The sequence below is a fragment of the Pedobacter miscanthi genome (assembly GCF_032678605.1).
Classification (GTDB): Bacteria; Bacteroidota; Bacteroidia; order Sphingobacteriales; family Sphingobacteriaceae; genus Pedobacter; species Pedobacter miscanthi_A.
Genome location: NZ_JAVTSU010000002.1, coordinates 345,026 through 358,331 on the forward strand (window position 1 = coordinate 345,026; position 13,306 = coordinate 358,331).

The 13,306-nt window shown below is 38.0% G+C and carries 8 protein-coding genes; 7 read left to right on the forward strand and 1 reads right to left on the reverse strand.

The window, feature by feature from the left end:
- Positions 1 to 117: 117 nt before the first annotated feature.
- Positions 118 to 477 (reverse strand): response regulator transcription factor, encoded by a 360-nt coding sequence (locus R2R28_RS04300; RefSeq protein ID WP_316824474.1) that lies wholly within the window; start codon positions 475 to 477, stop codon positions 118 to 120.
- A 286-nt stretch (positions 478 to 763) separates the two neighbouring features.
- Here R2R28_RS04300 and R2R28_RS04305 point away from each other — a divergent pair, with 286 nt between their 5' ends.
- The 7 genes from R2R28_RS04305 (at position 764) to R2R28_RS04335 (ending at position 13,156) form a co-directional block, all read left to right on the forward strand.
- Positions 764 to 1,777 (forward strand): LacI family DNA-binding transcriptional regulator, encoded by a 1,014-nt coding sequence (locus R2R28_RS04305; RefSeq protein WP_316824475.1) that lies wholly within the window; start codon positions 764 to 766, stop codon positions 1,775 to 1,777.
- Between the two features lie 434 nt (positions 1,778 to 2,211).
- Positions 2,212 to 5,172, forward strand: coding sequence for a TonB-dependent receptor (locus R2R28_RS04310; RefSeq protein ID WP_316824476.1), 2,961 nt, complete (start codon positions 2,212 to 2,214; stop codon positions 5,170 to 5,172).
- 86 nt (positions 5,173 to 5,258) lie between these two features.
- Positions 5,259 to 6,848 (forward strand): RagB/SusD family nutrient uptake outer membrane protein, encoded by a 1,590-nt coding sequence (locus R2R28_RS04315; protein WP_316824477.1) that lies wholly within the window; start codon positions 5,259 to 5,261, stop codon positions 6,846 to 6,848.
- Between the two features lie 18 nt (positions 6,849 to 6,866).
- Positions 6,867 to 7,883 carry a SusF/SusE family outer membrane protein gene (locus R2R28_RS04320; protein ID WP_316824478.1) on the forward strand — a complete coding sequence of 339 codons (1,017 nt, stop codon included), beginning with the start codon at positions 6,867 to 6,869 and terminating at the stop codon, positions 7,881 to 7,883.
- 140 nt (positions 7,884 to 8,023) lie between these two features.
- Entirely contained in the window at positions 8,024 to 9,937 is a 1,914-nt protein-coding gene (locus R2R28_RS04325; protein ID WP_316824479.1) for a glycoside hydrolase family 13 protein, read from the forward strand.
- A gap of 107 nt (positions 9,938 to 10,044) precedes the next feature.
- Entirely contained in the window at positions 10,045 to 10,743 is a 699-nt protein-coding gene (pgmB, locus tag R2R28_RS04330) for a beta-phosphoglucomutase (RefSeq protein ID WP_316824480.1), read from the forward strand.
- 94 nt (positions 10,744 to 10,837) lie between these two features.
- Positions 10,838 to 13,156 carry a glycoside hydrolase family 65 protein gene (locus R2R28_RS04335; RefSeq protein WP_316824481.1) on the forward strand — a complete coding sequence of 773 codons (2,319 nt, stop codon included), beginning with the start codon at positions 10,838 to 10,840 and terminating at the stop codon, positions 13,154 to 13,156.
- Positions 13,157 to 13,306: the final 150 nt, after the last annotated feature.

The window sequence follows — 13,306 nt, forward strand, 5'->3', positions numbered from 1 at the left end:
TTTCTCAGGGGATTAAAAAACTGTAATGGACTTTGCCATTAAAAAGGGAATAACATTAAGTTTTTTGTAGTGGTGCTGAAACCTTCAACCTTATACCCTACACCTTTAACCCTACTTTTAATTCAACAAAACTTCTACCTTATTCAGCAACGAATCCATCTCAAATGGTTTTTCCATAAAATCATTTGCGCCTGCATCCAATGCCGATTGTCTGATATCCCTGCTTGCAGAAATCATTAAAATGGGAATTTCCTTAAATTCGGGATCATTTTTAAGCTGTTTGCAAATATCGCGCCCGTCATGGCCGCTCATCCAGATATCCAGTAGAATCAAATCTGGCCTGTTTTTAACCGCATCTATTACCGCCCCGCCGTCATACGTATAATCAACATCATAACCCATTACTTCCAAAATCATCGTTACAGCGTCAACAATGCCCTCGTCGTCATCTGCAATGAGTATTTTTTTATTTCCCATTTTGTAATTTTATTTCCATATAGTTTTGTTTCGCAATAGGTAAATGAGAAGATGATTAATAGCGTATAATAATTAATGTTGTAAAGATGCTTTTTGTTTTAAAAAAAATGAATATTTATTTCAAGAATTTTATGTGTGTTTTGAGAGAAGATATTGAGCAAAATCAACTTATTTAGTTTCATTGTGGGAAATTAAATGATAATTTATCAGGCATATCCAATATTCGTTCATTAATATTTTATATTTACAGCGTTAATTCAAATGGAATTAGGTTTAATGGCCAAAAATGGATAGTATTAATATTAAGAAGTTAGCAGAAGCTTTAAATCTATCTACTTCTACAATTTCGAGGGCCTTTAGGGATAATAGCGACATTAGTGGGGCTACTAAAGCACTCATATTGGCTAAGGCAAAAGAATTAAACTACCAGCCCAACCACTACGCCAGCAATTTAAGAGAACAAAAGAGTAAAACCATTGCCGTAATTGTGCCTGAGCTGGCCAATAATTATTTTTCGCAGGCCATTCATGGCATTGAACGGGTAGCAAGAGAAAATGGTTACCATATTTTGATCTATGTAACCGATGATGATTATCAAAAAGAGGTAACTTTTATCCGCCACTTACATAATGGCAGGGCCGATGGCATTATCATGTCGGTTTCGGGCGAGGCCAACGATCATAATTACCTCAATAAATTTGGCGCAAAAAGATTGCCACTGGTGTTTTTCGATAGGATTTACGAAGACATTGAAACGCCAAGGGTAATTACCAACGATTACAACAGCAGTTTCCTGGCGACAGAACATTTAATAGAGCAGGGCTGTAAAAGAATTGCGTACCTGGTGGTAAACAAAAGTTTATCAATTGGTAAAACCCGCATGCAGGGGTATATTGATGCACTTGCCAAACACCAGCTGCCCTTTGAAGAAAACCTCATTGTAGATTGCAGCAACAGTTACGAAGAAAACAACATCATTATCAAAGAAGCTTTAACCCAGTTAAAACCCGATGGTGTTTTTACCTCGGTAGAACGTTTGGCTTTTGCTACTTACTATGCCTGTTACGACCTCAGGATTAACATCCCTGAAGATTTAAAAGTGATCAGTTTTTCCAGTCTTGAAATTGCTCCATTGTTAAACCCTTCACTTACCACCATCACCCAGCCAGCCACCGAAATAGGAGAGCAGGCCGCAAAATTATTGTTTACCATTTTAGACGATCATGCCGATAAAAACAGATCAAATGAGGTGGTTTTGGAATCAATAATTATTAAGCGGAATTCGACCGCAAAAGGGTAGAAAAAAGCCTTAAAAAAAACCCTTTTTCTGAGCTGTATTTTTTCAATAAATTTCTTCACTTAGTGTAAAATAAGCAGAATTTTGACCAATTATCGGGAACGTTCCCGAAAGATGACTAAATTTTGATCTATATTTTTCGGGAACGTTCCCGAAAAATACACCAAAAATGACTTAGTGTAAAAAATACACATTAAATTAAAATTTAACATTTATAATTATCTTATAATCAATATATTAACTAATTAATAATTATTTAATGTGATTTTTTAGGCTCGTCTAAAAGGTGGTTTTTTAGTTAGATTTTATCCGTCGGTTTTACCCTGAAATATATTTTTTAAATAAATTTTGAAATCTCATTAACAGCTGTAAATTAGGCCTATGTGTAAATCACTATAATATTTAACCAAATTTTTATACTTAAACGAGCTTCAAATATGAGAGTATTTTACCTGTTAAAACAGGGGCTTTTGGTGCTGTTGGTTTTTTCAGCATTAATGGTAAAAGCACAAACCGGATCAGTATCTGGTAAAGTGCTTGACGAAACCGGTTTGCCATTGCCCGGTGCTTCTGTTATTGTAAAAGGTACCACAAGAAGTACATCTACGGATGGCAGTGGTAACTTTAAACTGGCTGGCTTGCCAGATGGTTCAGTTACCCTATCTGCAAGTTTTATTGGTTATCAAACCCTTGATAAAACTGTTAGCGTTTCAGCAAATGCTAGTGCAAATTTTCAACTGGTGCCTGATGCCCAAAAACTAAACGAAGTGGTGGTAATTGGATATGGTACCGCAGAAAAGAAAAACTTAACGGGATCTATCACTACAGTTAATGCCAAAGATTTTCAGAAAGGTACCATTACCACACCTGAGCAATTAATCCAGGGTAAGGTAGCGGGTGTTAATATTATATCAGGAGGTGGTTCTCCAGGCGGTGGTAGTACCATCCGTATTCGCGGAGGCGCTTCTTTAAATGCAAGTAACGATCCTTTAATTGTTGTGGATGGTGTGCCGTTTAGCGGAAACAGTATTGGTAATGCACCAAGTCCGCTTTCGTTAATCAATCCTAACGATATAGAAACCTTTACCGTATTAAAAGATGCAAACGCGACAGCTATTTATGGTTCGAGAGCATCAAACGGGGTAATTTTAATTACCACAAAAAAAGGCGGAACGGGTGCACCTCAAATTAATTTCAGTACCAATTACTCAATCGGAACGGTTGCAAAAAAAGTTGAGGTGCTTTCTGCAGATCAGGTTCGTGCTTTTGTTAACGCAAATGGCAACGCTACGCAAAAGGCCTTATTGGGTACAGCAAGTACCGACTGGCAGGATGAGATTTATCAAAATGCTTATTCTAGTGATAATAATTTAAGCATTTCCGGCTCATTTAAAGGTGTGCCATATCGTGTTTCGGCAGGTTACTTAGATCAGGATGGGGTTGTAATTACCAGTAAGTTGAAAAGAGCAACCGGTGCTTTTTCCATTTCTCCTAAATTATTCCAGGATCATTTAAAAATCGAATTAAATTTAAAAGGATCATTAACCGATTCGCAGTATCCAAATGATGGAGCAATTGGTGCTGCTATTCAGTTTGATCCAACTCAACCTGTATATGCCACAAATAAATTCGGAAATTATTTCGAATGGATTACTTCAGCTGGTGTTCCAAACCCTAATGCGCCGCGGAACCCACTTGCACTCATTAAACAGCAAGATAATCATGGCAATGCAGCAAGAAGTTTTGGTAACGTAAAACTGGATTATTCTTTCCATTTCTTACCAGAGTTACATGCAGTGGTTAATGTTGGTTACGATTATTCAAAAGGATATGGACGTACGGCTGTTCCGGCTTATGCGGCACAAAGTTATTCTACTGATGGTTCATTCTCAAGAAGATTAAACACAGAAATGAATAAGTTCTCTGAAGCTTATTTAACCTACGCAAAAACAATAGGTAAAAGCAGATTTGATGTAACTGGTGGTTACGGATATTATGATGATGCGGTTACCAATTACAATTTTGCTACTTACAGGGCTACCGGCGTATTACAAACCACACCAGTGTTCCCTTTCGCGATTGATCAAAATAAATTGCTTTCGTATTATGGCCGGTTCAATTATACTTTAGCTGATAAATATATCTTATCGGGAACGATGAGAGCTGATGCTTCTTCAAAGTTTGCTGAAAATAATCGTTGGGGTTATTTCCCATCAGTTGGTTTTACCTGGAGGGTAATTGGCGAAGATTTCTTAAAGGATAGTAAAGTGCTTTCTGATTTGAAATTGAGGTTAACATATGGCGAAACCGGAAATAAAGATGGTATTGGTAACTACGATTACTTATCTAAATACTATGCTAATACCAATCAGGGTCAATACCAGATAGGCGATACCTTCTATAACTATTACAGCCCGGCAGGTTACGATCCTGATTTGAGATGGGAAACCACAACAACTTATAACGCTGGTTTAGATTACGGATTTTTGAAAGGCAGGTTATACGGAAGTATCGACGTTTATTACAAAAAAACCAAAGATTTATTAAGTAAGGTTACCATTCCTGTGGGTACAAACTTTAGTAACGAGTTAACCACCAACGTAGGTAACATGGAAGTTAAAGGTGCAGAGGTTAGTTTAAACTATGTTGCCATAAAAACTGAAAATACAACCTGGGATATTGGCGTTAATGCGGCTTATAACAAAAGAAAAGTAACTAACTTAACGTTAAATCCAAACTCTGGTTTCAAAATTGATGCAGGTGATATTACCGGCGGTACAGGTATTCACTTAAAATACAATGCAGTTAATGAGTTACCAAATGCATTTTATGTGTATAAACAAGTTTACAACGCAGATGGAAAACCATTGGAAGGTGTTTACCAGGATTTAAATGGTGATGGCTCGATTAGTGCTGCCGATCAATATTTTTATAAATCTCCAGACCCAGTTGTTACTTTAGGTTTTAATACATCTTTCACTTATAAAAGATGGACAGCCAGTACTGTTTTAAGAGCAAATATTGGCAACTACATTTACGATAATATTTCTTCAAACTTTGGCATCAGAAACAATGTTTTAAGTACACAGGGAATTTTGAATAACTCAACAACCGATTTATATAACACCAATTTTTCAGGATCATCAGGTGTTCAATATTTAAGTGATTATTACATTAGAAATGCATCATTCTTAAAAATGGATAATGTTGGTCTGTCATATAATGTTGGTAAGCTATCGAAAAATGGTACCGCATCAATGCGTATCTCCGCAAACTGCCAAAATGTATTCGTTGTATCCAAGTATAAAGGAATAGATCCTGAGTCAGTAAGTGGTATCGATTATAACTTATACCCTCGTCCGAGAACATATACTTTGGGTTTAAATGTTGGATTTTAATTAGTAATAGCGATGATTACCGGCAAGCTGCGCAAGCAAATTCATGCAAGCTGGTCATCAGAACCTATAAAATAAGATATAAGAAAATGAAAAATTCATTTAAAACGATATTGGCATCAGGTATGTTACTGCTGTCATTAAATTCATGCAAAAAAGAGGCATTTAATTTAACACCAACAAATGATGTAACCGCTGCTTCAGTTTATGCTACACCTGCAGGTTACAAAAATAGCCTGGTAAAACTGTATGCTACTTTTGGATTAACAAGTCCGCAGGGTGCCGATGGAAGTGATGTTGGTGGTTTAAACTCAGGTTTCGCAGATTTTTTAAGGTTATTCTGGATGACTCAGGAATTAACCACTGATGAGGCCATTTGTGCATGGGGAGATGTTGGAGTTCCGGAGTTAGATTATGGTACACCAACACCAGACAATCAATTTTTACGTGGTTTATACTCAAGAAGCATTCTTCAAATTACTTTCTGTAATGAGTTTCTTCGCGAAAGCACAGCAGATAAACTGGCAAGCAGGAACATTACAGGTGCAGATGCAACTGCAATTACCCGTTACCGTGCCGAAGCCCGTTTTTTACGTGCTTATCAATACTGGGTATTGTTAGATGCCTTTGGTAATCCTCCGTTTGTTACCGAAGACGATGCTATTGGTAAAGTAAATCCAAAACAAATTCAAAGGGCTGCTTTATTCGGTTATGTAGAATCGGAGTTGAAAGCTATTGAAGGTGATTTAGCTGACCCTCGTACAAACGATTACGGTCGTGCTGATAAAGGTGCAGATTGGGCATTGTTAGCCAGGTTATATTTAAATGCGCAAGTATATACCGGCACTGCAAAATATACTGAAGCCATTACCTATTCAAGTAAAGTAATTGCAGCAAGTTATTCGTTAAAAAATAAATACATGGATTTGTTTAGGTCAGATAATGATGTAAACAACACCGAAAACATTTTAACCATTAATTATGATGGCATCAATGGAACCAATAACGGTGGAACAACCTATTTAATTAATGCAGGCATTAATGCCGATATGAACCCTACATCTTACGGTGTACCAGGTGGTGGTTGGGGCGGTAATAGAACCCGTCAAAACTTGCCGGCTTTATTCCCTGATGCTAATGGAACACTTGATAAACGCGGAGTTTTCTTTGGAACAAAAAGTGCTGTAGATGCTGTTGGCGAATTTACCGATGGTCTTCGTGTAACTAAATTCAAAAACATTACTTCAAATGATTTGCCAGGCAGGTCGTTAAACGGAACATTTAGCTCGCTCGATTTTGCTATATTCCGTTTAGCCGAACAATACCTGATTTATGGAGAAGCGGTTGCCCGCGGTGGAGCAGGTGGCAGTGCCGGACAAGCTTTAACTTATGTAAACTTATTGCGTAGGCGTGCTTATGGCAATACATCAGGTGATGTAAGCCCCGTTGCACTAACCACTGATTTTTATTTAGATGAGCGTGGTCGCGAGTTATATTGGGAAGGACACCGCCGTACGGATTTAATCCGTTTTGGAAAATTCACAGGTTCAACATACCTGTGGGCATTTAAAGGAGGTGTACAAGCTGGTGCCAGTTTACCAACTTTCCGTAATCTTTATCCGCTTCCATTAGCAGATTTAATTGCCAATCCGAATTTGGTTCAAAATACAGGTTACTAATCTTAACGTTTTATAAAGATGAAATCAATATTTTTAAAATCCCTGGCAATCTGCTTTATAGCACTGTCGCTTTGGTCATGTAAAAAAGACGAAACCCAAACGGTTTCTAACATTACACCAGCAGGAACACTTACGGCATCAACAACTGCATTAAGTTTAGTGCAATCAAATGGAGCGCTTCCTGCATTAACGCTAAGTTATCCCTTAGCAACTTCTTCTGGTTATGTTGTTCCGGTTACCAGTACATTACAGTTTGGTTTAAGAGGAACTAATTTCTCGCCGGTTAGAGAGATTGTTGTAAGCAGTAAAACTTATGCACCAACTATAACAGAGATGAATAATATGATTCTTGCTTTAGGTGGGGCAGTTGATAAACCTGCGCAATTAGAAGTTCGTTTAAAATCAGGTGCCGCCGTTAACGATTTAACTTATTCAAATACCATTACACTATCGGCAACTCCTTACCTGGCTTCGGCCTGGATTTATGCTCCCGGAGCTTATCAGGGATGGGATCCGGCAACAGCTGATAGTTTAATTTCGGCATCAAGTAATGGTGTTTATACTGGTATGATTGCTTTTACAGCCGGAAACCTGGAGTTTAAAATTACGCCTGCAAAAAAATGGGATGTAGCTTATGGCGATGCAGGTGCTGGCAAAATCAGTTCTTCAGCCGGAGATAACTTAAAATCTCCTGATGCAATGGTTAAACAAGTTACCGTTGATTTGAATCAAAATACCATTACTTATGGTACACCAATGGAGTGGTCGATTATTGGCGATGCAACACTTGGTGGATGGGGAACAGATACCGATATGAAAGGTGTAAACGATGGCAAATCAAATAACTACTCCATTAAAACTACCTTAACAGCCGGTGCCCTTAAGTTCCGTTTCCAACATAAATGGGATGTTAACTTAGGTGGAAGTTTGGCGGCGCTAACCAACAATGGCGATAACATTACCATAACCACTGCCGGAACGTATACCATCACTTTAGATGTTGCAGCTAAAAAAGCTACACTGGTTAAAAACTAATTATTATTGTTTAAGGCTGTATCATAATATAAAATTGTCATAAAATAGAATTGTTATCCTGAGCCTGTAGAAGGAATTGATAGCTAAGTGATCTTTACAATTTATGATACAGCCTCTTTTTAAATCTTTAAAGTTTTAGCATGAACAGATTTCATACCCATCCAAACTATCCGTTACCATTTAATGCTCATCCTAACGCTTATTTTTTTAAAAAAGCAATTTTTACTGTCCTGATTATCTTTTTATCAGGCATCAATGTGTTTGCCCAAAAATTAGAGCGCATTGAGCCGATGTTCTGGTTTACAAACATGCACAACCCAAAATTGCAATTACTGGTGCATGGCGAAAACATCGCTTTAAGTGCGGTTTCATTAACTTACCCGGGGGTAAAACTGGTAAAGGTTAACAAAGTTGAAAATCCAAATTACCTCTTTCTCGATTTAACAATTGCCCCGGCAGCCAAAGCCGGAAAATTCCCGATTAACTTCGCCGTTAACGGAAAAAAGATATTCACGTACACGTACGAACTGAAAAACCGCGATAAAAAGGCGGACAGAATTCAAGGCGTAACCAACAAAGATTTTATTTACCTTTTAATGCCCGATCGTTTTTCAAACGGCGATAAAAGCAATGATGTGGTAAAGGGTTTAACCGAAACCGAATTAAACCGCGACAGCATGTATTACCGTCATGGTGGCGATATTCAGGGCGTGATTAATCACCTTGATTATTTAAAAGATTTAGGTGTTACCACTGTTTGGATGACACCAGAGATAGAAAATGACATGCCACATGCCTCTTACCATGGTTATGCCGTAACAGATCACTATAAAATAGACCCACGTTATGGTAGTAACGAACTTTATAAACAATATGTAGACGCTTGTCATGCAAAAGGTTTAAAAGTAATTAAAGATATTGTACACAATCACATTGGTACCCAACATTGGTTTTATAAAGATTTGCCAATGAAAAGCTGGTTAAACCAATGGCCAAAATATACACAAACCAGCTACCGCGATCAACCGGTAATGGACCCACATGCAGCTGCTGCTGATAAGAAACAAATGCTGGATGGTTGGTTTGTACCTTCAATGCCCGATTTAAATCAAACCAATCCTTATGTTCAAAATTATTTAACCCAAAACCATATTTGGTGGATCGAATATGCAGGTATTGACGGATTACGTTTAGATACTTATCCATATAATGATGCGGCTTACATGGCCGACTGGGCTATAAAAATCCATGCAGAGTTTCCAAACTTATCTGTTTTTGGCGAAACTTTGGTTTCATCAGTTGCTAGTCAGGCTTTTTTTACTGGCGGCAATACTGTAAACAGGGGTTTTGATACTCACCTGCAAGGTATAACAGATGCTGTTTTAAAAGATGCTATTTATGAAGGTTTAAATGGTAAATCGGGCTGGACAGATGGCATTAATCGTTTGTATGCAACTTTGGCACAAGATTTTCTTTACAAAAACCCAAATACCAACTGTATTTTTCTGGATAACCACGATATGAGCCGTTTTTACTCCATGGTTGGAGAAGATTTTGATAAATACAAGGAAGGAATGGCAGTTTTGTTAACTATGCGTGGCATTCCGCAAATGTACTATGGAACAGAAATCCTGATGAAAAATTTCTCCAATCCTGATGGTTTGATCCGTTCTGATTTTCCAGGGGGATGGGAAGGTGATAAAAAAGATAAATTCATTGCTGATGGGCGTACAAGTAAAGAAAACGAAGCTTTTAATTTTGTGAAAACCCTGGCTAATTTCCGAAAAAACAGTCCGGTTTTACAAACAGGCAAACTGATGCAGTTTGTGCCACAGGATGATATATATGTTTATTTCCGCTACAATGCAGAACCAAAAGGTACTGTAATGGTTATTGTAAACAGCACAGAAAAAGAGAAAACATTAAATACCGATCGTTTCGCCGAAAGAACAAGAGGCATTACAACTGCAAAAAATGTAATTACGGGCGGAAACATGGCTTTTGATAATATTAAAATACCAGCTAAGACCACATTAGTGCTTGAGCTAAGATAAAAAGTAAAAGGATTTAAGATACACAACATATATCTCGATACTTGATACTCACTACTTGATACTAAAAACGTGATACTCACTACTCGATACTAAAAAATACAAGAAAGATGCAAGATAATACTCATTCCGAGCCTTCCGCCTTCAACCTTCAACCTTCAACCTCAATAAAGGCCTGTCTTTTCGACCTTGACGGTGTATTGGTAGATACTGCGGTTTATCACTATAAAGCCTGGAAACGTTTGGCCAATACCATGGGTTTCGATTTTACCGAAGAGCAGAACGAACAATTAAAAGGTGTTAGCAGGGTAGAAAGTTTGAATAAGATTTTGGCCTGGGGCGGAGTTGATAAAACCGATACTGAAAAAGAGGACCTGGCTACCTTAAAAAATAGCTGGTATGTAGAGATGATTACTAAAATGACGCCTGCAGAGGTTTTGCCGGGAACGGTAGATTTCTTAACCGAAATACACAAGGCCGGTTACAAACTGGCTTTAGGTTCGGCAAGTAAAAATTCGGGTATCATTTTAGAAAAAACAAACCTAACCCATTTTTTCGATGAAATTGTAGATGGAAATATGGTAACCAAATCAAAACCAGACCCCGAGGTATTTTTAAAAGGAGCCGAACTTTTGGGGTTCAAACCCGATGAATGTGTGGTGTTCGAAGATGCCGTTGCCGGAGTAGAAGCTGCAAAAAGAGGCGGAATGAAAGCCATTGGTATAGGCGAAAAAAGTGTGCTTACGCAGGCAGATGTGGTAGTAAGCGGATTAGACAAATTAACAGTTAAAGATTTAGAAGAGTTGTAAAGGATTAGCAAGTATTAAGTAGCAAGTATCAAGTTGTGGATTTATCTTGATACCTAATACTAATTACTTGATACTAACTACCTGATACTAGAATATGAAAAATTACATTAAAGCAGATGAGTGGAATATTATCGAAGAAGGCTTTGATCCACATTTAAATAAAATTTCAGAAAGTATTTTTAGTCTGGGCAACGGCCGAATGGGGCAGCGTGCCAATTTTGAAGAAACCTATAGCGGAGAAACCTTACCGGGGAATTATGTTGCCGGTGTTTATTATCCTGATAAAACCCGTGTAGGCTGGTGGAAAAACGGCTATCCCGAATATTTTGCAAAAGTTTTAAATGCGGCCAACTGGGTTGGTATCGAAGTAAAAATTGATGACGAGATCCTGGATCTGGCAACTGCCGAAGTGAGCGATTTTAAACGTGTATTGAATATGCATGCCGGATACCTGGAGCGTACCTTTACAGCAAAATTAAAAAGCGGTAAAACTTTAAAAGTAAAATCTACCCGTTTTTGCAGCATTGCCGATGATGAGGTTGGAGCCATCCGTTACAGCATTAGTCCGCTGGATTTTGATGGAAAATTAACTTTAATGCCATTTATTGATGGTGATGTAAAAAATCAGGACAGTAACTACGATGAAAAATTCTGGGATAAAGTATCTGATGAAATTACTGGCACTGAAGCTTATATCAAGCTAAGGACCAAGAAAACCGAATTTGAGGTTTGCACCGGCAGTAACACCGGATTATATAAAAACGGACAGAAATTAAACATCAATCATGAAGCGGTACGCAAAGAGAAATTTGTAGGACAAACCTTTACTGTAGATGTTAAAGCAAACGAAGAAATTACGTTGGTTAAAATCGCTGCCAATTTATCTTCCGAAAATTATGCTAAAGAATCACTTTTAAAAGAAACCAAATCGGTAATTACCAAAGCATCTGCCAAAGGTTTCGATACTTTATTGGCAGAACAGGCCGAAGCCTGGGCAACCAAATGGGAAGAAAGTGATATCATGATTGAAGGTGATGTTTCTGCCCAGCAGGCAATCCGTTTCAATATTTTTCAGCTTTTTCAAACCTACACCGGTAAAGATGACCGTCTGAATATCGGGCCGAAAGGTTTTACCGGCGAAAAATACGGTGGTTCTACCTATTGGGATACCGAGGCTTATTGTGTGCCTTTTTACCTGGCCACTGCTCCACAGGAAGTAAGTAAAAACTTGTTGATATATCGCCATAAACAATTAGGTAAAGCGATAGAAAATGCTGCTAAACTTGGTTTTAAAGATGGTGCGGCACTTTATCCGATGGTAACCATGAATGGTGAAGAATGCCACAACGAGTGGGAAATTACTTTTGAAGAAATCCACCGTAACGGAGCCATTGCTTTTGCCATTTTTAACTACATCCGTTATACAGGAGACGAAAGTTACCTTTCTGATTTCGGTTTAGAAGTTTTAATCGGTATTGCCCGTTTCTGGAAACAACGTGTTAACTGGAGCAGCGATAAACAGCAATATGTAATGCTTGGTGTTACCGGGCCAAACGAATACGAAAATAACGTAAATAACAACTGGTACACCAATATTTTGGCTACCTGGTGTTTAAAATATGCAACTCAAGCCGCTAAAATTGTTGAAACACAACAACCGGAAAAATATAAAAGTTTATTAAAAAGCTTAAATTTCGATCAAAAGGAATTTGCCGATTGGGCCGGTATCATCGAAAAAATGTACTACCCACAAGATGAAAAACTTGGCATTTTCTTACAACAGGATGGTTATTTAGATAAAGAACAGGTTCTAGTTAAAGATTTACCTGCCAGTGAAAGACCGATTAATCAGAAATGGAGCTGGGACAGGATTTTACGTTCGAACTTTATTAAACAGGCAGATGTTTTACAGGGATTATATTTTTTCGAAGAAGATTACGATCTGGATACTCTAAAACGTAACTTCGATTTTTACGAACCTCGTACCGTACACGAAAGCTCTTTATCGCCCTGTGTACACAGTATTTTAGCTGCTAAATTAAATGATGAGGCCCGTGCTTACGAATTTTACTTACGTACCGCCCGCCTGGATCTCGATGATTATAACAACGATACAGAAGACGGCTTACACATAACCTCAATGGCGGGTACGTGGATGAGCGTAGTAGAGGGTTTTGCAGGGATGCGTGTACGCGATGGTAAACTGCAGTTTAATCCGTTTTTACCGGACAAATGGAGGTCATTTTCATTCACCATTGGTTTTAGGGGCGCTACTTTAAAAATCAACATCACCGAAAACGGCATCAGCATTAAAAACCATGCAGCCATTGATTTAGAGATCGGGATTAGAAATCAGCTTTATAAATTGGCCGGAAATACCGAAATTGAAGTAAATAATGCCGAGTTGGTATGAGAAAGATAAAGGGTGTAAAGGTTGAAGGTAGAGGGTTAAAATCTAAAACTTTATCTGATAGAGGATGTTATTCTGCTCAAAGCTTATCTATTATTGGAAGCAACAAGGGATGGCTACTTGCACTTTTTTTTACTTTTACAATGCTCTCTA

What these genes read in the sequence shown, in the direction of transcription:
- R2R28_RS04305 (WP_316824475.1), top strand. Translation starts at nt 764, where the DNA reads ATGGATAGTATTAATATTAAGAAGTTAGCAGAAGCTTTAAATCTATCT.
- R2R28_RS04300 (WP_316824474.1), bottom strand. Translation starts at nt 477, where the DNA reads ATGGGAAATAAAAAAATACTCATTGCAGATGACGACGAGGGCATTGTT.
- R2R28_RS04320 (WP_316824478.1), top strand. Translation starts at nt 6,867, where the DNA reads ATGAAATCAATATTTTTAAAATCCCTGGCAATCTGCTTTATAGCACTG.
- pgmB (WP_316824480.1), top strand. Translation starts at nt 10,045, where the DNA reads ATGCAAGATAATACTCATTCCGAGCCTTCCGCCTTCAACCTTCAACCT.
- R2R28_RS04335 (WP_316824481.1), top strand. Translation starts at nt 10,838, where the DNA reads ATGAAAAATTACATTAAAGCAGATGAGTGGAATATTATCGAAGAAGGC.
- R2R28_RS04315 (WP_316824477.1), top strand. Translation starts at nt 5,259, where the DNA reads ATGAAAAATTCATTTAAAACGATATTGGCATCAGGTATGTTACTGCTG.
- R2R28_RS04325 (WP_316824479.1), top strand. Translation starts at nt 8,024, where the DNA reads ATGAACAGATTTCATACCCATCCAAACTATCCGTTACCATTTAATGCT.
- R2R28_RS04310 (WP_316824476.1), top strand. Translation starts at nt 2,212, where the DNA reads ATGAGAGTATTTTACCTGTTAAAACAGGGGCTTTTGGTGCTGTTGGTT.